The sequence below is a fragment of the Gluconacetobacter azotocaptans genome (genome assembly GCF_014174355.1).
Taxonomy (GTDB): domain Bacteria; phylum Pseudomonadota; class Alphaproteobacteria; order Acetobacterales; family Acetobacteraceae; genus Gluconacetobacter; species Gluconacetobacter azotocaptans.
The window spans coordinates 147,396-169,878 of the sequence record NZ_JABEQF010000001.1 but is presented as its reverse complement, the minus strand read 5'-3'; the positions used below and the strand labels follow the sequence as shown (position 1 = coordinate 169,878).

21 protein-coding genes are annotated in these 22,483 nt (G+C 66.5%); 8 read left to right on the top strand and 13 right to left on the bottom strand.

Features of this window, described 5'->3' with window-relative positions:
- Window positions 1–15 precede the first annotated feature (15 nt).
- The 8 genes from HLH34_RS00815 to HLH34_RS00780 all read right to left on the bottom strand — a co-directional run bounded on the left by HLH34_RS00815 (window position 16) and on the right by HLH34_RS00780 (window position 7,281).
- On the bottom strand, window positions 16–312 hold the full coding sequence (locus tag HLH34_RS00815; RefSeq protein WP_183117687.1) for an MSMEG_0570 family nitrogen starvation response protein: 297 nt from the start codon (window positions 310–312) through the stop codon (window positions 16–18).
- A complete protein-coding gene (locus HLH34_RS00810) occupies window positions 305–1,450 on the bottom strand; it encodes an MSMEG_0565 family glycosyltransferase (RefSeq protein WP_183117686.1) in 1,146 nt (381 codons plus the stop codon). Before HLH34_RS00810 ends, HLH34_RS00815 begins: the two co-directional genes overlap by 8 nt.
- Window positions 1,447–2,421, bottom strand: a complete 975-nt coding sequence (locus HLH34_RS00805; protein ID WP_183117685.1) for a sll0787 family AIR synthase-like protein — start codon at window positions 2,419–2,421, stop codon at window positions 1,447–1,449. The genes HLH34_RS00810 and HLH34_RS00805 overlap by 4 nt, the downstream gene beginning before the upstream one ends.
- Window positions 2,418–2,975 (bottom strand): MSMEG_0567/Sll0786 family nitrogen starvation N-acetyltransferase, encoded by a 558-nt coding sequence (locus tag HLH34_RS00800; RefSeq protein ID WP_183117684.1) that lies wholly within the window; start codon window positions 2,973–2,975, stop codon window positions 2,418–2,420. Before HLH34_RS00800 ends, HLH34_RS00805 begins: the two co-directional genes overlap by 4 nt.
- Before the next feature lie 3 nt (window positions 2,976–2,978).
- Window positions 2,979–4,088, bottom strand: a complete 1,110-nt coding sequence (locus HLH34_RS00795) for an MSMEG_0568 family radical SAM protein (RefSeq protein WP_183117683.1) — start codon at window positions 4,086–4,088, stop codon at window positions 2,979–2,981.
- 4 nt (window positions 4,089–4,092) lie between these two features.
- Window positions 4,093–5,070 (bottom strand): Nit6803 family nitrilase, encoded by a 978-nt coding sequence (locus HLH34_RS00790; RefSeq protein ID WP_183117682.1) that lies wholly within the window; start codon window positions 5,068–5,070, stop codon window positions 4,093–4,095.
- Window positions 5,071–5,092: 22 nt separating this feature from the next.
- On the bottom strand, window positions 5,093–5,575 hold the full coding sequence (locus tag HLH34_RS00785; RefSeq protein ID WP_183117681.1) for an MSMEG_0572/Sll0783 family nitrogen starvation response protein: 483 nt from the start codon (window positions 5,573–5,575) through the stop codon (window positions 5,093–5,095).
- A 305-nt stretch (window positions 5,576–5,880) separates the two neighbouring features.
- Window positions 5,881–7,281, bottom strand: coding sequence for an aminotransferase-like domain-containing protein (locus tag HLH34_RS00780; protein ID WP_183117680.1), 1,401 nt, complete (start codon window positions 7,279–7,281; stop codon window positions 5,881–5,883).
- Between the two features lie 367 nt (window positions 7,282–7,648).
- Here HLH34_RS00780 and HLH34_RS00775 point away from each other — a divergent pair, with 367 nt between their 5' ends.
- The 3 genes from HLH34_RS00775 to HLH34_RS00765 are packed head-to-tail and all read left to right on the top strand — an operon-like array spanning window position 7,649 to window position 10,216.
- Window positions 7,649–9,046 carry a cytochrome ubiquinol oxidase subunit I gene (locus HLH34_RS00775; RefSeq protein ID WP_183117679.1) on the top strand — a complete coding sequence of 466 codons (1,398 nt, stop codon included), beginning with the start codon at window positions 7,649–7,651 and terminating at the stop codon, window positions 9,044–9,046.
- 25 nt (window positions 9,047–9,071) lie between these two features.
- Window positions 9,072–10,085, top strand: a complete 1,014-nt coding sequence (gene cydB, locus HLH34_RS00770) for a cytochrome d ubiquinol oxidase subunit II (RefSeq protein ID WP_183117678.1) — start codon at window positions 9,072–9,074, stop codon at window positions 10,083–10,085.
- Window positions 10,085–10,216, top strand: a complete 132-nt coding sequence (locus HLH34_RS00765) for a DUF2474 family protein (RefSeq protein WP_183117677.1) — start codon at window positions 10,085–10,087, stop codon at window positions 10,214–10,216. The genes cydB and HLH34_RS00765 overlap by 1 nt, the downstream gene beginning before the upstream one ends.
- A gap of 25 nt (window positions 10,217–10,241) precedes the next feature.
- Here the strand turns inward: HLH34_RS00765 and HLH34_RS00760 are convergent, their stop codons facing one another.
- Complete coding sequence (locus tag HLH34_RS00760) at window positions 10,242–10,865, bottom strand: TetR/AcrR family transcriptional regulator (RefSeq protein WP_183117676.1); 624 nt, start codon at window positions 10,863–10,865, stop codon at window positions 10,242–10,244.
- Between the two features lie 70 nt (window positions 10,866–10,935).
- On the opposite strand from HLH34_RS00760, the gene HLH34_RS00755 reads away from it, so the two are divergent.
- Window positions 10,936–11,511, top strand: a complete 576-nt coding sequence (locus HLH34_RS00755; RefSeq protein ID WP_183117675.1) for a hydrolase — start codon at window positions 10,936–10,938, stop codon at window positions 11,509–11,511.
- 53 nt (window positions 11,512–11,564) lie between these two features.
- The gene (locus HLH34_RS00750) at window positions 11,565–12,593 is read left to right on the top strand and encodes an AbrB family transcriptional regulator (RefSeq protein WP_244959532.1); all 1,029 of its coding nucleotides are present in this window, start codon (window positions 11,565–11,567) and stop codon (window positions 12,591–12,593) included.
- A gap of 9 nt (window positions 12,594–12,602) precedes the next feature.
- Here HLH34_RS00750 and HLH34_RS00745 read toward each other — a convergent pair whose 3' ends face one another.
- Window positions 12,603–13,910 (bottom strand): NRAMP family divalent metal transporter, encoded by a 1,308-nt coding sequence (locus tag HLH34_RS00745; RefSeq protein WP_183117673.1) that lies wholly within the window; start codon window positions 13,908–13,910, stop codon window positions 12,603–12,605.
- A 390-nt stretch (window positions 13,911–14,300) separates the two neighbouring features.
- On the opposite strand from HLH34_RS00745, the gene HLH34_RS00740 reads away from it, so the two are divergent.
- Together HLH34_RS00740 and HLH34_RS00735 are read left to right on the top strand one after the other, a co-directional pair.
- Window positions 14,301–14,693, top strand: a complete 393-nt coding sequence (locus HLH34_RS00740) for a DUF1488 family protein (protein ID WP_183117672.1) — start codon at window positions 14,301–14,303, stop codon at window positions 14,691–14,693.
- 109 nt (window positions 14,694–14,802) lie between these two features.
- Complete coding sequence (locus HLH34_RS00735; RefSeq protein WP_183117671.1) at window positions 14,803–15,693, top strand: slipin family protein; 891 nt, start codon at window positions 14,803–14,805, stop codon at window positions 15,691–15,693.
- A 61-nt stretch (window positions 15,694–15,754) separates the two neighbouring features.
- Here HLH34_RS00735 and HLH34_RS00730 read toward each other — a convergent pair whose 3' ends face one another.
- From HLH34_RS00730 to HLH34_RS00720, 3 genes are all read right to left on the bottom strand, one after another.
- Window positions 15,755–18,145: a TonB-dependent receptor gene (locus HLH34_RS00730; RefSeq protein ID WP_183117670.1), complete on the bottom strand. Its 2,391-nt coding sequence runs from the start codon at window positions 18,143–18,145 to the stop codon at window positions 15,755–15,757.
- 248 nt (window positions 18,146–18,393) lie between these two features.
- Window positions 18,394–19,677 carry an MFS transporter gene (locus tag HLH34_RS00725; RefSeq protein WP_183117669.1) on the bottom strand — a complete coding sequence of 428 codons (1,284 nt, stop codon included), beginning with the start codon at window positions 19,675–19,677 and terminating at the stop codon, window positions 18,394–18,396.
- Window positions 19,674–20,576 carry a LysR family transcriptional regulator gene (locus tag HLH34_RS00720; protein WP_240161310.1) on the bottom strand — a complete coding sequence of 301 codons (903 nt, stop codon included), beginning with the start codon at window positions 20,574–20,576 and terminating at the stop codon, window positions 19,674–19,676. The genes HLH34_RS00725 and HLH34_RS00720 overlap by 4 nt, the downstream gene beginning before the upstream one ends.
- Before the next feature lie 257 nt (window positions 20,577–20,833).
- Here HLH34_RS00720 and HLH34_RS00715 point away from each other — a divergent pair, with 257 nt between their 5' ends.
- Window positions 20,834–22,456 (top strand): gamma-glutamyltransferase family protein, encoded by a 1,623-nt coding sequence (locus HLH34_RS00715; protein WP_244959531.1) that lies wholly within the window; start codon window positions 20,834–20,836, stop codon window positions 22,454–22,456.
- Window positions 22,457–22,483: the final 27 nt, after the last annotated feature.

Sequence of the window (22,483 nt, the reverse complement as noted above, 5' to 3'; positions counted from 1 at the left end):
TAGCGTCTCCTGATATCAGGATGAGTGTTGATCGAAGCCCACGACATGAACCTGCGCGTCGGGCGTATCGGCGAAAGCGGCGCATCGGCGCTCGATCTCGTCGCGTTGCGCCAGTGCGCGGCCGCAGGGGAAACCGTACCGGGCCTGCACCCGCGCACTGGCCTCGGTCAGGGCCGCGCGGCTGCGGGCCAGGAAATCCGGCACGCGATAGGATTGCCCGCAGGCCAGATGATCGGCGACGACCAGCGACGGCGAATAGCACCGGCTTTCCGTGCCGTCCGGCCAGCGGACGTGAAACAGCATTTCAGGCATGGAGGGCGGCCTTTCCGGACAGGCGGTCATAGGCGGGACGATGGGCGGCGGCGACCGCCGCCCAGGTGAAACGGCCGGCAGCCTTCGGCCCCCGCACGCGGAAGGATCGCCGCGTTTCGTCCCGCAGCGCGCAGCCCATCGCCCGGTACAGGCTGGCGGCGTCACCGGGGTCGCACCACACGGCATCGTCGGCCCCCAGATGTTCGCTGAATGGCGCCTGACGCGGCAGCACGACGGGAACGCCGCAGGCCAGGGCTTCCAGCGGGCACAGCCCGAACCCTTCGGACACCGACGGGTAGGCCAGGACATGCGCCGCGCGGTACAGCGCCGGCATGGCTTCATCCGCCATCACCCCGGCCCGCGTGACCCAGTTGTCGGCGCCGGCGGCGCGTACCCGGGCGTCGAAGGCAGCGCGATAGGCCCCGTGATCCAGCAATGTCGCCCCGCCGGCGATCACCAGATGCAGGCGCGGACATTCCCCCCGCAACGCCAGGCAGGCTTCGAAAAGAGCGATGGTGTTCTTGCGTGCCTCCACCCCGCCCACGGCCAGGACGATGACGGCATCGTCCTTCAGCCCCAGGGCCTGACGGATACTGTCGTCACGCGCGTCGGCCTGCGGCCAGTACTGCCGCACATCGACGCCGTTGCCGACGCACTGGGCGTCACGTCCATACTGGTCGCGCAGCACGGCCCGCCACATGTCGCTGACACACAACAGTTGCGTCGCCGCCTGGACGCCCCGATCCTGCCGCCGCGCCAGGCGCGCATCGTCGAACCGGTCCAGATGATGCACCGTCCGGACGAAGCCGGGCAGCGCCCCTTCGGCGACCAGATCGGCCAGCGCGTTCGCGCCGATCGGATCCTGCGCGTGGACGATATCCAGCCGCATCCCCCGCACGGCATCGCGGATTTCGACGATCCGCCGTTCGACCATCGACGCGACATCGGCCTCGGGCCGCGCGGGGATGCACATCACCGGGCAGGCCGGCCGGCGAAAGAACCCGCGCCCCGCGACGTCCGGCGCGATCAGGACGGCGTCGTCGCCCGCCGCGCACAGGGCCTCGGCCAGGTGCAGGGCATGCACGACGCCGCCGCGCGGATTGGTGGAATGCGCCACGATGCCGATCCGCCGCGTCATGGCGCGCATCCCATCAGCGGCGCCCGCGCCAGGTCCCAGACCGTTTCGCGCGCCCCGTCGCGGATCACGTCCACGCGCGTCCCGTCCTGGCAGGCGCCGATGGCCGACGCCGCGATGCCACGCGCGGCGAAACGGGCCAGGATGGCGGGCACGTCGTCCGGCCGCGCGGTCAGCAGGAAGCCGTAGCTGGGGAAAGCCGCCAGCCACCGCCCCATGTCCACGCCCGACGGTGCGGGAATGGCGCCAAGGTCGATGGTGATGGCGATGCGCGAACATTCCGCCAGCATCAGGGCCGTGCCGACCAGGCCGGCCATGCTGATATCCTTGGCGGCGCGGCTCAGCCCGTCCTCGGCAATGCCGGGCAGGATATCCAGGTCCCCGCGCAGGCGCCCCGCCGCCTCGGTGTCGCACAGCGCGGAACTGGCATCCCAGAACGGGTGCGGATCGTGCCAGCGGCCGCGCAGGTCGATGGCCGCGACCAGCGCCTCGCCGGGGTAGGCGTCGAAGCTGGTCAGCAGGCGACGGGCGCGACCCAGGATCGCGACCGACAAGGCCTGCTGGCCGGCGCGCAGATTGGTATGCCCACCCAGCACCGGAATACCGTAGGTGCGTGCGCCGCACGCCAGCCCGTGCAGGATCGGCGCCGCCTGGTCGCCATCGCGACTCCACAGCGCATCGACCACGGCGATGGGCCGCCCGCCCATGGCCGCCACGTCGCCGGCATTGACCATGATGCCGCAATAGCCCGCGAACCACGGCATGGACCGGACGAACTCGTCCTGAAACCCTTCGGTGGCGAACAGCAGGAAACCGTCGCCGTCCGGAATGGCGGCGCAATCATCCCCCAGGCGCGGCAACCCTTCGGCGGGAAGCCCCAGCCGCGCCACGACCCCGGCGATGTCGTGCTTGGCCGCCAGCGCCCGCCCCTGGCGGATCTGGCGGGCCAATGCCGTCAGGTCGGGCACCGTCACGCCCGCCTCCGCGCCGCGCGCTGCGGCCGCAGCAGCCAGGTCTGCTCGCACCCATGGGGCAGGTAGTGCGCCAGGTCGGCTTCCATGACATGGTGCGGCAGGCCGTGCAGGGTAATTTCGTTCAGGCTGCGCCAGTGCAGCCGGCGGAAGAACGGCACGTTCTGCGCCTGCACCTGCGCCAGGAAGCGCGTGGCGCCCAGCCCGTGCGCGGTGCAGACGGCCATGCGGATCAGTTCACCGCCGATACGGCCCAGCCGCCGATGGTCGGCATGCACTGCCAGCCGCGACCCATGCCACAGGCCCGGCTCCGATTCATGGATCCGCACCGCGCCCACCACCTGTTCGGGCAGGCCCGCGACGCAGCAGGCGGCGACGATGGGGATCGCGGCATCGTCGGTCGCATCACGGTCGTCCGTCGCGAAGACGCGCTGTTCGTGACAGAAGACCGCGCGGCGCAGCGCGAAATGCCCCGCCCTTTCCCAGCGCGTGCGGGCCAACCGGACGATATATTCGCTGGGGGCGAAGGGCGGGGCGTCGAACCGGTCGGTATCCATCGCTCAGTCCTCGTAGGCCGACAGCGCCGAACAGGCGCCGCACCGGCCGCACCCCGCCTTGATGGTGGACGACCGCATGTCCGCCGCGCGCAGCATCCGCCCCAGCGGGGCCAGCACCGCGCGCATGAAATCGGGCGTCGGCGCCGGATGGTGCTCCAGCGGCGTGCCGGTAATGGGCACGAACGGCACGACGAACGGATAGACGCCCAGCGCGATCAGCCGTTGGGCCAGTGCCAGGATCTGCTCTGCCGTGTCGCCCAGCCCGGCGAGGATGTAGGTGTTCACCTGCCCCCGGCCGAACACCGGCACCGCCTCGGCAAAGGCGTCCATGTAGCGATCGACGCTGACGGTCGCCTTGCCCGGCATGATCCGCGCCCGCACGTCCTGGGTCGCGGCTTCCAGATGCATGCCCAGGCTGTCGGCGCCTGCGGCGCGCAGGCGGGCGAACCAGGCAGGGTCGCGCGGCGGTTCGCACTGCACCTGGATGGGCAGATCGACCGCCGCCTTGATGGCCGCCGTGCTGTCCGCCAGCACCGCCGCACCGCGATCGACCATGTTGGGGGTGCCGGTCGTCAGCACCATGTCCCGCACGCCGTCCAGTTCGACGGCCGCGCGCGCGACCTCGGCCAGTTGCTGCGGCGTCTTGTAGGCGATGGTGCGCCCGGCCTCCAGCGACTGGCCGATGGCGCAGAACTGGCACGACGTGCGCCGGTCGGCATAGCGGATACAGGTCTGGTGCACCGTGGTCGCCAGCGTATCGCGCCCGTGCAGCAAAGCAATTTTCCAGTACGGAATACCGTCCGCCGTGTGCAGCCCATAGAAGCGCGGCGGCGTGGGAAAGCGGATGGTGCCGACCGGCCGGCCTTCGTGCCGCAGCACGCTGCCCCCGCGTGCATCGGGCGGGTCGGCCAGGAAGGGCGAACGACGCGCGCCCATCGTGTAGATCGGCACCATGATGGTCTGGCCGGCGACCGTCACCGCCTTGTGGTCCGACGGACCCGCGCCCCCCTTGCGGGTGACGCCGTCGCCGCAGTCGGCCATTTGCAGGCCCAGCGACTGAAGGTCGGTGATCAGCCGGCGGCTGTCGGTCGGCGCGGCGGCGGGGATCGGCATCGTCTTATGTCCTGTCCTGAAGACTGTCGGGTTCCACCCCTTCGGGTGGATCGTCCCGGTAATGGACCGTCCGAGCCGGGCGGCGGTCGTGCAGCAGGCTCAGCAGTTCGGGACGCGCGTAATGACCGACCGAATCCATCATCCGCTTGCGCTTGGCAATCAGGCCGAAATCGAGGTCGGCGATCACCAGCCCCTCGCCCTCGCGCCGTGGTTCCGCCAGCAATTTTCCTTCCGGCGAGACGATGGCGGTGAAGCAGCCGCCGCGCAGTGGGCCTTCCAATGCCGGGTCGCCGGCGATGTCGGCGATCTGCCCGTCGGACAGCCATCCCGTCGCGTTGATGACGAAACATCCCGATTCCAGCGCATGATGTCGGATCGTTACCTCCATCTGGTCGGCGAAGACCTGCCCCACCAGCGATCCGGGAAATTGCGCGCAATGGATTTCCTCATGCTGGGTCATCAGCGCGTAACGGGCCAGCGGGTTGTAATGTTCCCAACAGGCCAGCGCGCCGATCCGTCCGGCCGCGCTGTCCACCACCCTCAGCCCCGCGCCGTCGCCCTGCCCCCAGACCATGCGTTCGTGATAGGTCGGCGTGATCTTGCGCCGTTTCAGGATCAGATCGCCCGTCGCGTCGAAGACCAGCTGCGTGTTGTACAGCGTGCCGCCATCGCGTTCGTTGACGCCCAGCACGACGACCATCCCGGCCGCCCGTGCCGCGGCGCCCACCATCTCGGTCACCGGGCCGGGCACGACGACCGCGCGGTCGTACAGCGCCAGATGCTCCGCCCCCATCCGGAATGCCGGACGGATGAACGAGAAATAGGGATAGTACGGCACGATGGTTTCGGGAAAGACGATGATTTGCACGCCCTGTTGCGCGGCGTCTGCGATGGTGCGGCAGATTTTCCCGGCGGTGCCCAGCCCCGTCTCGTCGAAGACGGGGGCGATCTGCGCCGCCGCCGCCCGGATCATGCGGTTCATCGTCCCCTCCCGCGCCTCAGGTTCAGACCGTCCAGGTATCGAGGATGAAGGCATTGTCCCGTCGCGCCAGCAGGATCAGGTCCAGCACGTCCTGCGGGTTGATCGGGGTGATGCCCGGGATCAGCGACTGCTCGCCATGGCCGTACAGCGCCTGCAGGGCGAAGCGGCAGGCATAAACCTTGCCGCCCTCTTCAAGGATCTTCACGATCTGGCGGTTGGCGTTCATATGGCCGGGAAAGGCCTCGTCCCCCAGCCGGGGGAAGCCGCGCTGCACGCCCAGCGTCACGCCGGGACCATACAGCAGCACCGACGTGTCGAACCCCTTGCGGATCAGACGCGTCGCCTGCAGCAGATTGACGAAACCGATCGACCCTTCGAACGCGACGGTATGGAAGGTGACCAGCGCCTTCTCGCCCGGCTGGGCCTTTACGTCCTCGAAGACCTTGTTTTCATAATCGACGAAGATGTCGCCGTCCTTGTGCGGGGCATGTTCGACCTTGGGCATCGGGATTCTCCTGCCAGGGCACGGCGCGGGGCCGTGACCGTGTGAACTGACAGGCAGAGTCGTGACATACAATAACGACAATCCTCAAGGGTCACATCCAGACGCAATTACATACAAAACCATACAATTTCCCCATGCCGGACGGAACGCCGCCATTCATCCCCCGACATTTCCTCGGCCGTCCCCATGCAATGCCGGCCAGACACCCCCAAGCGACCGAAAACGCGGACTTTTTCCGCCGATGCGAAAAAACGAATAATGTCCATATTGTCGGTGCATGGGCGAACAGCCCTAAAGCATGCCGGTCACACGATGTCGGTGTAACCCGGCGACCGCTTGTGCTGCAGCACCGAGACGACGCCATGCAGCGACACCTCCAGACTGTCGAGGGTGGCGGCGCTGCCCAGCGCGATCCGCACACGCTGCGCGGGCTCGCCCTCGACGGTGAAGACGGTGCTGGGCACCAGCCCCAGCCCCTGGCGGCGCGCGTAGGACACGAAATCGACGCTGCCCCACCAGTCCGGCAGTTTCAGCCAGACATGCGGGCCGTCAGGGTGCATGCAATGCCCCTCCCCCAAAATCGCGCGCGCCGCCGTCTGGCGCAGGCGCAGTTCCGTGCGGATGGCCTGCACGATCGCCTGCGCCTGGCCGTCCTGCATCCAGCGCGCGACCAGGCTGGTCATCAGGCCCGAACAGGTCAGGGAAATCGCCCGGACGGCCGAACTCATGCGCTGGACCGCGTCCTGCGGGGCGACCAGGAACGCCAGCCGCAGGCCGGGCGACAGCACCTTCGCCAGGGTCGAGACGTAGAAGACGCGCGACGGGTCCAGCGCCGCCAGCGCCGGCGGCGGCTGGTCCAGCAGCAGGCTGTAGGGGTCGTCCTCCAGGATCTGCACGTTATGGGCCTTCGCGACCGCCAGGATCGCTTCGCGCCGCGCCAGCGACATGGTGGCGGTGGTCGGGTTCTGGATGGTGGGCGTGCAATAGATCAGGCGCGGCCGATGCTGGCGGCACGCCCGGTCCAGCAGGTCGGGCACCATCCCCTCATGGTCGCTGTCCACCCCGGCCAGCAACAGCCCGAACTGGGCCGCCAGGGTGCGGATACCCGGATAGGTGAAGCGGTCGGTCACGATCACGTCGCCCGGCGCCGCCAGGGTCGAGACCACGGCGCTCATCGCGCTCTGCGCCCCGGGCACCACCAGGATCTCGTCCGCCGGCCGCACGCCCAGCATCGGCTTCATCCAGTCGGCGGCCAGTTGCCGTTCCTCGCTGGTACCGCCGGTCACGCGATAGGACAGCAGGGCATGCAGGTCCTGCCGGCGCAGGATGCGGCTGATGTCGTTCTGGATCAGCTGCTGCAGCGACGGGTTCTCGGGGATCGGCGGCAGGTTCATGGTCAGGTCGACCACCGCGCGTCCGGCATTGCGCCAGCGCGTCTCGGTCGCGCCCACGCGCACGAACGTCCCCCGCCCGACCGTCGCCTCGATCAGGCCGCGCCGCCGGGCCTCGGCGAAGGCGCGGGTGACGGTCGTAAGGTCCGTGCCCAGCGCCTTGGCCAGCGCCCGCTGCGGCGGCAGCCGGTCGCCCTCGTGGATTTCGTCCCGGCGGATGGACTCCGCCAGCGCCTCGACGATCGACAGGTAGAGGGGGCCGGCATTGCGGTCGATATACTGCTTCCAGCCAGGCATCAGGTCAGCGGCGGACATTCGGTTCTCGGGGTCTGTTGCACGGCCGTGATACTGACAATTCATCAGCACATCCATACAATTACCCTAATTCCCGCCCAATCCAGCCATACCCTGCACACAACCCGCCCATGTCGGACGGTGCCCGCTGCCGCGTCCCTGCGCCGCAGTCACCCTCATCCGGGCGGCGATATGGGAAATCCGCGCCCGGCGAGGCATCCCCTGCGGTTCCGCCACGTTCCACAAGGCGACGGGGGTTCGCATGCCTCCTCTTGACCCATACATTTTGCGGACATATGGGTTCGTTGTTTTCATTTTGTATGGATATTGTTCCGGCATTGCCTGGCACGCCATCCCGACATCCGGCCCGCGGCAAGGAGGCACCATCATGTTCGGCCTGAGCGCATTGGAACTGGCGCGCATCCAGTTCGGCTTCACGGTTTCCTTCCACATCATCTTTCCGGCCATCACCATCGGCCTGGCCAGCTACATGACGTTTCTCGAGGCGCTGTGGCTGTGGAAAAAGGACCCGGTCTATCTTCAGCTCTGCCGCTACTGGTCGCAGATCTTCGCGGTCAATTTCGCCATGGGCGTGGTGTCCGGCCTGGTGATGGCCTACGAATTCGGCACGAACTGGAGCTATTTTTCAGCCCGGGCGGGCACCGTGACCGGCCCTCTGCTGACCTATGAAGTCCTGACGGCCTTCTTTCTCGAGGCCGGGTTCCTGGGTGTCGCCCTGTTCGGCTGGGACAAGGTGGGCAAGGGGCTGCACCTGTTTGCCACCGCCATGGTCGCGCTGGGCACGCTGATTTCCGCCACCTGGATCCTGGTGTCGAACAGCTGGATGCAGACGCCGGTAGGATACAGGATCGTCGATGGGCGGGTGATCCCGGTCGACTGGCTGCAGATCGTCTTCAACCCCTCGGTTCCCTACCGCTTCACGCATATGGTGCTGGCCGCCTTCCTGGCGACGGCGCTGTTCGTCGGCGCCACAGCGGCGTGGCACCTGCTGCGCGGCGAACGCACACCCGCCGTCAAGCGCATGATGTCCATGGCGATGTGGATGATCCTGATCGTCGCCCCGATCCAGATCGAGGCCGGCGACCAGCACGGGCTGAACACGCTGGAACACCAGCCCGCCAAGATCGCGGCCATCGAAGGCCATTGGGACAATGACGAGGACCAGGTGCCGCTGATCCTGTTCGGCCTGCCCGACATGGCGGCCGAAAAAACCCGCTACCAGATCGCCGTGCCGCATGTGGGCAGCCTGATCCTGACCCATTCCTGGAACGGCAAGATCCCGGCCCTGAAGGATTTCCCGGCCGAGGACCGACCCAATTCCACCATCGTCTTCTGGACGTTCCGCGTCATGGTCGGGCTGGGCGTCGCGATGCTGCTGCTGGGCGTGGTCGCGGCCTTCGCGCGTTGGCGCGGGCGGCTGTACGATTTCCGGCCGCTGCTGACTTTCGCGCTGGTCATGGGGCCGGCGGGGCTGATCGCCATCCTGGCCGGCTGGTTCACTACCGAAATCGGCCGCCAGCCCTGGGTGGTCTATGGCGTGCTGCGGACCCGCGACGCGGTGTCGAACCATTCGGTCCCGGTGCTGACGGCGTCGCTGCTGACCTTCGTCGTGCTGTATGTGTGCATCTTCGGCACCGGCGTCCTGTACATGCTGCGCCTGGCCACCAAGCCGCCCGAGGCCCTGTCCGGCCACGACCACGATTTGCGCCCCGACGAGCGCCCTGCCCGCCCGATGTCCGCCGCGCCGAATCTCGGCGACCTGTAACCTTCAGCCCCAAGGAACCAGAGACATGGGTATCGATCTTCCGCTGGTCTGGGCGATCATCATTGCCTTCGGGGTGCTGATGTATGTCGTGATGGACGGCTTCGACCTGGGCATCGGCCTGCTGTTCCCGTTCATCCCCGACCGGACGGAACGGGACACGATGATCAACACCATCGCCCCGGTGTGGGACGGGAACGAGACCTGGCTGGCGCTGGGCGGCGCCGGATTGATGGCGGCGTTTCCGATCGTCTATTCCGTCGTCCTCAGCGCATTCTACATTCCGCTGCTGCTGATGCTGGGCGGCTTGATCTTCCGTGGCGTCGCCTTCGAATTCCGCTTCAAGGCGGACGAGGCCCATCGTCCTTTCTGGGACAAGGCGTTCGCCGGCGGGTCGATCCTGGCCACCCTCTGCCAGGGCTGGGTGCTGGGCGGGCTGATCAACGGCCTGCAGGTCACCGGCCCGTCCTACGACGGGGGCGCATTCGACTGGGTTTCGCCCTTCAGCCTGTTCACCGGCGTGGCGCTGCTGGCGGCCTATGCGCTGCTGGGCGCGACATGGCTGATATTCAAGACCGAGGGCGCGCTGCATGACCGGATGCGCACCCTGGCGAAACCGCTGACGCTGGCCCTGCTGGCCTGCATCGCCATCGTCAGCATCTGGACGCCCCTGCTGCACCAGGCCATCGCCGACCGCTGGTTCACCATGCCCAACATGGCGATCCTGGCCGCGGTGCCGCTGCTGGTGATCGCGATCGCCTTCGTGCTGCTGCGCAGCGTCGGCAACGCCCAGGGCAATCATGCCGTGCCGTTCCTGATGTCGCTGGGCCTTATGCTGCTGGGCTATGTCGGGCTGGGGATCAGCCTGTGGCCGAACATCATCCCGCCCGCCCTGTCGCTGCGCGATGCGGCGGCCCCCCCGGAAAGCATGGGCTTCGCGCTGGTGGGGGCATTGTTCGTGATCCCGTTCATCCTGATCTACACGGCCTGGGCCTATTACGTGTTCCGCGGCAAGGTCCGTCATGGGGAAGGATATCACTGATGCGCATCCCTTTCCGGCCGCGCACCCAGCTTGGGTGGATGGTCGCCCTCTGGCTGGCCGGCGTGGCCGCCATGGGGGTCTTCGCCGGCGCCATGCATCTGGTCATGGCGGCCGTCGGCCTGACACCCTGAACCCCTGACCTCCTGAACCCGGGCGTCAGCGCGCGGCGTCGCCGATATACAGCCGCGCCGTCCGGCGCAGTTCGGCCAGTACCGGCGCGCCGGTGGTCCGTTCCTCCTCCGCCAGGGCGGGCACCGTCTTCAGCAGGTGCAGCAGCAGGGTCGCGACCGTCGCGGCGCGCGCCGGTGGCAGGCCGGGCATCACCTCGCGCAGGATGTCGCAGATGCGGCCCCGCATGAAGTCCCGCAGGGTCCCGCGCCGATAGGGGCCGTTGCGCCGGGCCTCGACCAGGATCAGGGCCGCCGCACGCTCCGCCAGCAGGTCCAGCGCCATGTCGACCAGCGCATCGGCCAGTGCCCCCGGCTCCATCTGCCGGACCTGGGCCGCGATGTGGTCCAGCCGCTCGTTCAGACGCCCGAAATACGCGCCCAGCAGCGCATCGGCCAGGACGTCCTTGGTGGGAAAAAAGCGATAGAGCGAGCCGATGGCGGTGCCGGACCGCGCGGCGATCTCGGTCATCGTCGCGCCGTCGAACCCCTTGTCCTGAAACGTGTCGGACGCCGCCGCCAGGATGGCGGCCACACGCAGCCGCCCGCGCTGGCGCTTCGGGGCGACCGGTTCGGCCGGTGCCTCCGGCGATATTGCTTTTTGCGAGGACATCCTCAATTATCCATTTGCGAGCCAATCCTCGCATATCATGTTTCACATTCCCTGTCATGGAGGCGTGACGATGCCCACCCTCGACCCGCGCACCACCGCCCTTGTCCTGATCGACCTGCAGAACGGCATCACGGGCCTGCCGCTCGCCCCGCGTTCGGGGGACGAGGTGCTGGAGACCAGCCGCCGGCTTGCCGCGCGCTTCCGCCAGGCCGGCGCCCCCGTGGTGCTGGTCCGCGTCGCGTTCTCGGCCGATTTCGGCGACGCCCCGCCCCAGAACGTCGATGCCCCGACGTCGCGCGCCGCGCTGGACAGCCTGCGGCCGGACTGGAGCACCCTGGCCGAGGGGCTGGCACAGCCCACCGATATCGTGGTCACCAAACGCCAGTGGGGCGCCTTTTACGGTACCGAACTGGACCTGCAACTGCGCCGGCGGGGAATCCGCACCATCGTGCTGGGCGGCGTCGCCACCAATTTCGGCGTGGAATCCACCCTGCGCCACGCCTGGGAACTGGGCTATGACGTGGTGGTGGCCGAGGACGCCTGTGCGAGCCGGTCGTCCGACCTGCACGACATGGCGATCCGCCATATCTTTCCCCGCCTGTCCCGGGTGACGGACGCGGCGTCGGTCACGCTGGCCGTCGCCTGACCGGCGCCATGACCCGGCCTTCCGCCCCCGGCCGGCCACCTGCCGCATGGCCGATGACCACGCAGTGGGCCGTGCTGCTGGCACTGTCGGCCGTGCTGGTCCTGGCGCTGGAGGGGCTGCATATCCCCGCGGCGCTGCTGCTGGGCCCGATGGGGGCCGCCATCGCGCTGGCGGTGCTGGAAGGCACGGTGCGGGTGCCGCCTTGGCCCTTCATGCTGGCGCAGGGCGTCATCGGCTGCATGATCGCCCGCAGCCTGCAACCCGCGATCCTGCATGAAATGGTGCGGGACTGGCCGCTGTTTCTGGGCGGCGTGGTCTCGGTCATGCTGGTCAGCACCGTGCTGGGCTGGCTGCTGGCGCGCTGGCAGGTGCTGCCGGGCACGACGGCGCTGTGGGGTTCGTCCCCCGGGGCGGCCAGCGTCATGGTGCTGATGGCCGGGGCGTTCGGCGCGGATATCCGGCTGGTCGCATTCATGCAGTATCTGCGCGTCATGTGCGTGGCGCTGTGCGCGTCGCTGGTGGCGCGGCTGTGGACGACCGGCGGCGGCCACCCGCCCGCCATCGACTGGTTTCCGCCGCTGCCCCTTCTGCCGTTCGGCGAAACGCTGGCACTGGTCGCCGGCGGCGTGGTGCTGGCGCGCCGGCTGCCCATCCCGGCCGGGCCGCTGCTGGTCCCGCTGGTTCTGGGCACGCTTTTGCAGGATACGGGCGCGATCTCACTGACCCTGCCGCCCTGGCTGCTGGCCGCATCCTACACCCTGGTGGGCTGGAGCATCGGGCTGCGCTTCACCCGCGCCATCCTGCTGCACGCTGCCCGCGCCACCCCGCGCGTGCTGGGCGCCATCGCTGTGCTGATCGCCCTGTGCGGCGGACTGGCCGCCCTGCTGGTCCGTCTGGCCCATGTCGACCCGCTGACCGCCTATCTGGCCACCAGTCCGGGCGGCGCGGATTCGGTGGCCATCATCGCGTTTTCCAGCCACGTGGACGTGCCCTTCGTCATGGGCATGCAGATGGTGCGCTTCGTGGTCGTGCTGCTGGCCATGCCCGCCATCACCCGTCTGCTGGCCCGCCGCATGACGTAACCGGCGTGGTCACAGCGTGACGAACATCGCGACGACGATGGCCGCCATCACCCCGGTCGCCAGCCAGCCCAGCACCCGCAACGTCCCCCGGACCGCGAACGGCCCCATGATGTCGCGTCGCGAGGCCAGCAGCATCATCACCATCATGACCGGCACCGACGTCACGCCGTTGATCACGGCGCTCCAGTACAAGGCCCGGATCGGATTGATCGGGGTGAAATTCAGGATCATGCCGATCAGGGTCGCGATGACCAGCACGGCGTAGAAGGCCTGCGCCTCCTTGGGCCGGCGGGCGAGGCCCATGGGCCAGCGCCGCATCTCGCCCACCGCGTAGGCGGCCGATCCGGCCAGTACCGGAACCGCCAGCAGGCCGGTGCCGACGATACCCAGCGTGAAGATCCCGGACGCCAGGCGGCCCGCCAGCGGGCGCAGCGCCTCGGCGGCCTGCGCCGAGGTTTCGATCTTCAAAATCCCGCTGGGGTGCAGGGTGGCCGCCGTGGTTATGATGATCGCCAGCGCCACCAGGTTCGAGAACCCCATACCCACCAGCGTGTCGATCTCGATGCGATGCAGCGCGCGCCGCCCCTGCGACGGCGCGTCGTACAGGTCGGTGCGCTGAGGGTAGACATGCATGTCCTCCACCTCCTCGGACGCCTGCCAGAAGAACAGGTAGGGGCTGATGGTGGTGCCCAGCACCGCCACCACCGCCACGATCATGTCGCGGTCCCACGGCCAGCCGGGCCAGACCAGGCCCCATGCGCACGCGGCCCAGTCCACATGCACGATCGCCAGCGTGCCGAAATAGGCGAACAGGGCCAGCGTCAGCCACTTCAGCACCGCGACATAGCGCGTATATTCAAGGAAAAGCTGCATCGAGATGCAGATCACCGCCATCAACACCACATACAGCACGTGCGGCGCCGGCAGCAGCAGCGTCAGCGCATCGGCCATCGCCCCCAGGTCGGCCCCCAGATTGATGATGTTGGCCGCCAGCAGCATCATCACCACCGCTGCCAGCAGCCAGGTCGGGTAATGCAGCCGCAGGATGCCGGCGATGCCGTGCCCGGTCGTACGGCCGATGCGCGCGCTGATGATCTGGATCGCCACCATCAGCGGATAGGATATCACCATCGTCCAGCCCATGGCATAGCCGTACCGCGCCCCGACCTGCGAATAGGTGGCGATGCCGCTGGGGTCGTCGTCCGACGCGCCGGTGATCAGGCCGGGCCCCAGCACCTTGAGCAGGTTGGGGCGACTAGTCCCGACGACCGGGCTGGGCTGTTCCGGATCGTCGTCCTGAGAGGGAGGTTGCGTCATGGAGGGGCCATGGCGGGCGTTCCGTTCCGCCCACCCCTCGGGGGTCGGTGACACGATCCCAGGCCCGACGCGGATCGGGCAGGCTCTTCCGCGGTCATTTTTCCTGAATCCGTCCCAACCAGGGACACGGCTTCAATTTTTCGATTGTCGTTTTTATAAAAATTCCCATCTCCGCCCTGTCCGTGATAACACTGACTGTGTCTGCTGATTGCCATCGGCCACAACATGCCCAGACCTGCCCTGTATGGATCGGCGTTCATCCGTCACTGACACAGGAACGCTTCATGACCCAGGAACGCCCCGCGACTCCCGACGAATAAGACGCCTTTTCACATTGTCGGTTTCAAAAACGACACGACGGGCACACTTATTTTCATCAGGGGAACGGCGATGACCAATTCACGGAACGCGAACCAGGCGCCTGACGACCACTTCATACGTTTCGAGGTCCAGGATGGCAGCCGCCGCGTCGGCTGCATGGTCTCGGGCGAGGCGCTGGAGGCCGCGGCCGGGCTGACCCTTCCTTCGACGTCGCTGTCGCGCCAGCGGTCCTTCGACCGCTTTCGGACGTTGATCAACGCCGCTGCCAAATTGAAGCTCGCCCGAGCCCCGGTGCGGCAGGGGGGCTGCCTTGTCCTCGAAAGCGACGACCTGCGACGCGTTCCCCTGGAGGTCGGCGTGCCGCTGTTCGGCAGCCTTCTCCCCGAGACCGGCCGGACCACGCGCCCCTTCCCGGACGAAGGCGGGGCGCTTGCGCCTGCCCCATCGGACGACCCGGCCTGACGGAACCTGCGCCGGACGCCGACGTTACCCTCCCGTCCGTAATCGCGATGACGACCATCCGATCCTCTGGCGACGCCTTCATGCGGCTCCATGGCCGGAAGCAACGGCAATGAACCCGATCACACTGGTAATCGTGGCGGCCCTGATTCTTGCCGGCCTTTGGGCCGGCGGCGTGATGGCGCCCGAAGGCGGCAGATTCACCCCGATTTATGCATTGCCATTCCTGGGCGCGGCCGTCCTGGTCGCCCTGTCCCTGAAGATGGCCAACACATGGCAGAAATTCGTGGTGCTGCGCGCGGGAAAGCTGCAGGGCGTTCGCGGCCCCGGCCTGTTCTTCATCATTCCCGTCATCGACCGCATCGTAGCCATCATCGACGAGCGCATCCAGACGACGGGGTTCAATGCCGAACAGGCGCTGACGCGGGATACGGTGCCGGTCAATGTGGACGCCGTGATCTTCTGGCATGTGGACGACGCGCAGTCCGCCGCGCTGAAGATCACCAATTATCGCGAAGCGATCGACCGGGTGGCGCAGACCTCGCTGCGCGAGACCATCGGATCCTCCCTGCTGGCGACCCTGCTGTCGGACCGTACGGCATCGAACGAACGGCTCAGGGCGGAAATCGGCGCCAAGACGGCCACCTGGGGCGTGGCGGTGATATCGGTCGAAGTGCGCGACGTCGCCATACCCGTCGCCCTTCAGGACGCCATGTCGCGCCAGGCCCAGGCGGAACGCGAAAAGCAGGCCCGCATCATCCTCGGCTCGGCCGAAGCCGAGGTCGCCAACCTGTTCGTGGCGGCGGCGGACAGCTATGCGGACCATCCGGCGGCGCTCCAGCTTCGCGCGATGAACATCATCTACGAAACCACCAAGGAACGCGGCTCCACCATCCTGATCCCGACCGCGATGATCGACAGCATGAACCCGGCCTCGGCGATCAACCTGGCGGGCGTGGCGTCACGAACCGAAGCCGCGGGCGACATGCCGCCCCCACCATAAGGTCAGACAAAAAAACGGCCGGCTCTCGCGAGCCGGCCGGTTCCACCGTCAGCTTTCAGCGTCAGAAGGACGTCGAAAGCGTTCCCATCATCGAGAAGGGCGGCATCGGGGAGTATGTCGGCGCGGAATCCGCGGCGATGGCATGGCCGTTCACGCCCACTGTCGATTTTGCATTGTTGGAGAAGGCATAGACACCCCCCAGCTTGTTCTGCCCCGTCACGTTGGAGAAGTTGAGGCGGAACGTCGGAGATTTCGCGATCCACATGGTTGGGAAGTGATAGCCCAGCGCGATGGAATTCGTGAAGTAAGAGGGCATTGCCTGGTCGTTCATGAATGTCGAATATTGCTGGCCCGTGTAATGCAGGGTGGCGTTCAGGAAGAACGGCCCTTCGTTATAGGTCAGGCCGACGCTCGCCATGTATTTCGGCGTCATGATCGGGCGCTTGCCCTGGGTCCGCAGGTAATCCATGCCGCCGTCGACCGTGGTCGTCGGCAGGTTGTTGTCCATGGTGGCATGCAGATATTCGAACGAGACATACGGGCGGAAACGCTTCAGCAGCGGGCGCGTCGAGAGCATGACGTCCACGCCACGGATCGTCTCTCCACCGGCATTCATCGTCTGGCTGACCTGCACATCGTTGCTGTAGGTGTTGAGCGTCAGCAGACGGTTGGTCACGTTGAAGTTGAAGGCGCTGATATCCGCCACCAGGAAATCGCCGGAATAGCGATAGCCCAGTTCTTCCTTGATGGAATACTGCGGCTTCACATTCGCGCCCGAGGTCGTCATCTTGCCTGTAGAGGTGCTGTAGCGCGTGATGAGACCGACCGGAGACGGCGCCCGGAAATCGCCCTCGGCATTGATGTAGACCTGATTGCGGCTGTCGATGTTATACGACCAGGACAGACGCGGCGTGGGCGACACCAGCGTCTGGGACGAACGGCCAAGACCGCCCGGCAGATAGTCGGTCCCTGTCAGCGTCATGGACGTGACCTTGATGCCGCCCGTCAGGCTCATCCTGTGGTTCAGGAAATATGCCGTGTCTTCCAGGAAACCGGCATTCAGGCTGTAGCTGCCGACATAATTGGTCGAATAATAGATGCTTCCCGACGGATCGCGATAATAGGCCGACTTGTCCGTAGACGGCACCGCGCCGGTGGTCTGGTCCAGGGGCACCATGGGCGTGCGCAGAGAATATGTGTTCTCCTCGTGCCAGTAGCCGACCTGACCCGCGTTATCCTTCAGGTGCCAGTGCAGGCTGGCGACGACGCCGCCCTGCTGGTTCACGGACATCGCGGCCGTCCCGACGTCGAAGCGCGTGGACGTCCGAATGCGGCCATCGCCGTTCAGGTCGATCACCTGCGCCTGCGTGCCGGAGTAGGTCGATCCTTCCGTCAGGCGAGAGGCACTGTTGAGCGTGATCATGGCACGCTGGTAATAAGGCACCACGTCAAGGCTGAAGATGTGGTTCAGCGCCATCTTGATCGGCAGGGATGCGTAGAACTGATCCTTGTCCGTGCCGCGCAGCGCATAATAGCTGCTGGGCGACAGCGGATTGAACTCCGCCGGGTAGCTGAGCGGCGTCGCGACCGGACGGCCGTGCTTGTCGTTCTCGAAACTGACCAGCGTCGGGTACCGGTTCAGGTACGAGGTATAGTGGTTGTAGCCCAGGAAAAAATCGATCGAGCTCCGCGCGCCGATGGTTTTTTGTGCCCGGAAATCCAGATGCTTGCGGTCGCTCACACCTGAACCGCGCCATGCGTCGGCGCGCGTATGCGACAGCGAGATATAGCTCTTGACCCCGGAATTGCCCAGCAGGCCGGTATCCACCCGAACGAATTCGCGGGACGTGTTGAACGAACCGTAGCTGCCCGAGATCGTGCCGCCGAATTTGTTGGACGGCGTACGCGTCGTGATCGACAGCGCGCCGGCCGCGGCAGAGGTCAGCGGATCTTCCACCGAAATGGAACCCGGCGACATGGATTCCACCGAGATGTTCTGGCTGTCGATATAGTTCTGGATAAAGCTGGAGGCGGAGGCGGTGGAACCATTGGCGATCGGCATGCCATTCATCAGGAAGCCGATATCATTGTCGTTCAGGCCACGGCTGCTGATCGCGCCCCCATCGATTCCACTGGGGTCGGACGACGACACGTTGACGCTGGGCAGGTTGCTGACCAGGTCCAGCGGCGCGCTGGTCGGGCTTTGCATCGAGATATAGCTCTCGGTCACCGACTGGATGGAACGCGCGGCCGTCTCGACACGCATCATGCCACCGCCCGGCGCCTTGGTCCGATCCGCATAAACGCTGATGGATTCGTCATTTTCAGCGACGTGACCGGCCACTGGCGCCTTCCGTCCCTGGCGGTCCGACGACTGGCTCTTTGCCTTCACCGGCACGGGCGACTGAGGCTGGGCATACGCCAGATCGCCCATCACGAGAGTGCCCAGCATCGTTGCCGCTACGAGATGTCTCTTACGCAAGACCGAACGCACCACGCCGCTTTCACAGCTGCCGCCCGGAAAAAAGAAAGCCCTCTGGAGAGACATCGCCACCCACATTCCTGCAAGATCCAAAAAAACGCTTCGGGACCATTATGAATATTTTTGCAGGAGATAAATGGCTCAATCATGGGAACATTATCAACCTGGAATTGATAATGTTATGCTTTGTCAAAAAAAGCACCTGAACTGGCTATGGATCAGATAGCCGACCGATCGGCATCCACCGAAGACGCCACGTCTTTTTTCAGGAAACGCCTTCCCATGCCCACGGATATGGCGGCAAGGAGTGCCGTCGCCAGGACATAATATCCCGGCACCCCCTGAAGACCCGTAAGGTTGATGACGGCGCCGTTCAGCATGGGGGCCATCCCCCCGAACAGCGCCACGCCAAGGGAATAGCCGACCGACAGACCTCGCCCCCGGTGCGCCGAGCCGAACAGGAGGCCCATGTAGCCGTCGAGCGAGGCGAAATAGAAAAGCCCCAGAACATTCAGCACCAGGGGCGCACAGAGTACCAGAGCCGGGGTCCACGGCACCCATTCCACCAGCAGAACCGGCAGAATCATCAGCCCCAGACAGGACAGCAGCATCGGGTATATCCGCTTCGTCCGGTCGAAATACGCGGCCAGGCGCCAGCGCAGCGGCGTCAGAACCAGTTGCCCGGCATAGGTGGCGAACGCGGCCCAGTACGTTGCACGCACCGAGACATGGAAGACGCTCTGGGCATAATGGGGCATGTAGAACCCCAGGTAGGTGATACCGCTTCCAAGGCTCACCATCCCCATGACCAGCAGAATGCGCAGCCATGTGCGTTCTTCCGCCGGGGAAGGCCGGGCCACGGGCAGATGGTCGCGCCGGCCGAGCGAATAGCGAAGCGCCAGCCCCACGAGCCCTCCGAGAGACCCGAGCATCGCCGCAATGCGGAAGCCATACGCCGCATAAGCGTCCGAAGTCATGAGACCGCTCAGCGTCAATACGACGCAGCACGCGCACAGCGAGGCGGAAATCTGTCCGACCGCCTGCCAGCTCGCGCGCTTCGCTTCATGATGCGGCGCGTGTTCGATCAGGAAGGAGGTTGCGACCCCGAACTCGCCCCCAAGCGAAAACCCCTGCAGCAGACGGGCGAAGACGATGAGGCAGGGCGCCGCATATCCGATCGACTCGTAATCCGGACACAGGGCGATCAGAACGCCCCCCGCCGCCATCAGGGCCATGCAGGCGGTCAGGCCCGGCAGGCGCCCCTTCCGGTCGGCGTAGCCGCCCAGCACGTAGGCCCCGACCGGGCGCGCCAGCAGGGTGAAGCCGAATGTCGCCAGCGCCAGGCCGATCTGCGAAAACGAAAGATGGGATGGAAAGAAAATCCGGGCGATGGAAGCGGAAAAATAGGAATAAATGACGAGATCGTAATATTCCACCACATTGCCGATCACGGCCGTCAGGACATACCGCCTGCCTTGTGCACCATGCGAACCGGATGTCATCGCATCTGCGTGGACACGCCTCCCAGGGACGCGACCACGAAATTCACGAACGACCGCAGCGTCGGGGAGCTGTAACGATCCTTGTGGTACAAGATATAGACCGGCCGCGATGGCAGGACGTATTCGGGCAGCAGCGATCTCAGCCGGCCGGTTCGCACGTCGTCCCGCACGAGGTCGGCGGGCAGCATGGCGATGCCCATGCCGGCGACCGTGGCTTTGCGCAGCGCCTGCGTATTGTTCATGACGGCACGGCTCCGCATCTCGATCGCCACCTTTCCCTTCGGTCCCTCCAGGCGCCATTCTCGCCGGCCCCAGTGCATGGGTGAGCTCGCGGGATAGGGAAACGCCAGTGCGTCGTGGGCCGGAAGCTGGTCGGGCGTAAACGGCTCGCCGCGTCGCGCCAGATAATCCGGCGAGGCGCACAGCGTCATCCTGTATTCCCCCAGCCGCCGGCAGACCAGCGTGGAGGGCTCGGGCGTGCCCAAGCGGATGGCCGCGTCGAACTTTTCCTCTGTCAGATCGACGCTTCGTTCCGTCAGCACCAGATCGACATCCACGCTCGGGTGCTGCAGCAGATAATCCGCAAGGCAGGGCGTCAGGCTTTCCGTGCCGTAGGTGACGGGGGCCGTCACCCGCAGGGTGCCGCCGGGAAGGGTCTGCGCGGCCTCTGCCATCCGGTCCGCTTCATCCAGAAGGCTGAGTATTTCACGGCATTTTTCGAAATAGACCGCCCCGAAGGCCGTCAGGTTCTGGCGGCGGGTCGTGCGGCGCAGCAGGCTGCTGCCCAAACGTTCCTCCAGCAGGCGGATATAGTTGCCAACCATGGTCGAGGAGATGCCGCACCGCTCCGCCGCAGCCGTCATGCTGCCGGTTTCGACCACCGCAACGAAGGTGGCCATCGCCTGAAAAACGTTCATTAAACACTCTAAGTTGGCAATGTTCCCATAATAAGCACGTTTATCCTGATGATCAAAGTTCATAATGATGTTGAGACGATATTTTTCTGCCCTGCCGCCAAGGTCTTTTCCGCCCGATGCGTGTCAAAACAGCTCTTCAGCACCGCCCGCCGTCCTCCGGCAAACGGGCAGGCTTCAGTGCCGTCCTCGCGGCCTCCGCGCTCCTTCTCTCCGCCTGCACCCTCGAAAAGCCGCAGACCTTGCCCACCACGGCACAGACCTACATGGCCGCCACGGCCAACCCGATGGCCTCCGGCGTCGCGGCCCAGATCCTCGCGAAGGGCGGCAGCGCCGTTGATGCCGCCATCGCCGGGCAGATGATGCTGGCCGTCGTGGAACCGCAGGCATCCGGCCTCGGCGGCGGTTCGGCCGTCATGTTCTGGGATCGCAACACTGGCGGACTGAGTTTCTACGACGGCCTGGCCAGCGCGCCGGCCTCGGTCCCGTCCGACTATACGCGCGATGCCTCGGGCGCACGCATTCCCGCGGCCGCGCTGGAACGCAGCGGTCGTGTGGTCGCCGTGCCCGGCACGCTGCGCACCCTGGCCCTTCTTCACCAGCGCCATGGCAAACTGCCCTGGGCCGAGCTGTTCACGCAGGCCATCGCGACGGCCCGGGACGGATTTCCCATGCCGGGCTATCTGCATCTGGTCCTGACCGAACGCCCCGATCTGGCGCACCTGCCGGCCTTCGCCGGCTATTTCGACGCCGATGGCCATCCGTTGCCCAAGGGCACGCGCCTGCACAACCCGGCACTGGCGGAAACGCTTTCGCGCATCGCACAGGGCGGCGCGGAGTATTTTTATGCGCCGGATTCCGCCGGACGCATCGCGCAGGCCGTGGCACAGGCGCCCTATCCGGGGCAGATCACGGCGGCCGACCTCGCCGCCTACAAGGTGCGCGAGCGTGAGCCGCTCTGCATCCATGCCTTCGGCCGGCGCATCTGCTCGGCCGCGCCGCCGGTGGCGGGCGGCCTGGCCGTGCTGCAGCAGCTTGCCTTCCTCGACCGGATGCAGATCGGCCGTTACGCACCCGGCAGCGCGCAGGCCGCCCATCTGCTGCTGGAAGCCTCGCGCCTGGCCGAGGCCGACCGCCGCAAATACGCCGCCGATCCGGATTTCGTGCCCGTTGCCACGTCCTACCTGCTCAGCCCCGGCTACCTCGACAGCCGCGCCCGGCAGATCGACACGCACGCAGCCGCCGACCAGGTCTCGCCCGGCGCCCTTCCGGCGAAACTGGCCGCCCTGCCCGCTTCCGATGCGATGACCGTGCCGGCCACGACGCATCTTTCGATCCGCGACGGCTTCGGCAACGCCCTGTCCTTCACCACCACGATCAACCTGAATTTCGGTTCGGATATCGTCGTGGACGGCATGGTGCTGAACGACGCCATCACCAACTTCGCCACCCGCCCCGTCGTGGATGGCGTGCGTGTGGCCAACGCCATCGCGCCGGGCAAGCGCCCCATCACCACCATGGCGCCGACCATCGTCTTCGGGGCGGACGATACGCCGGAAGTCATCATCGGCGCCGGCGGCGGGGCGCGCATCATCGATTCCGTCGTACAGTCCCTGGTGGGCTATCTCGCCTGGGGGCAGAACATCCGCACGGCCATCGAGCAGCCCCGCATCGGCGCCCAGAACCGCGCGGAGGAACTGGAGCACGGCACATCGGCGGCCGCACTGGCCCCGGCCCTGCGCGCCATGGGCCACCATCCGAAGATCGCCGTCATGAACGCCGCCGTGCAGGGCATCACGCTTGGGCCGGCCGGCCTGCAGGGCTGGGGCGATCCGCATCGCGATGGTATGGCTGTCGGCCGCTGAACATCCCCCCGAGACCGCCCCGTCCCT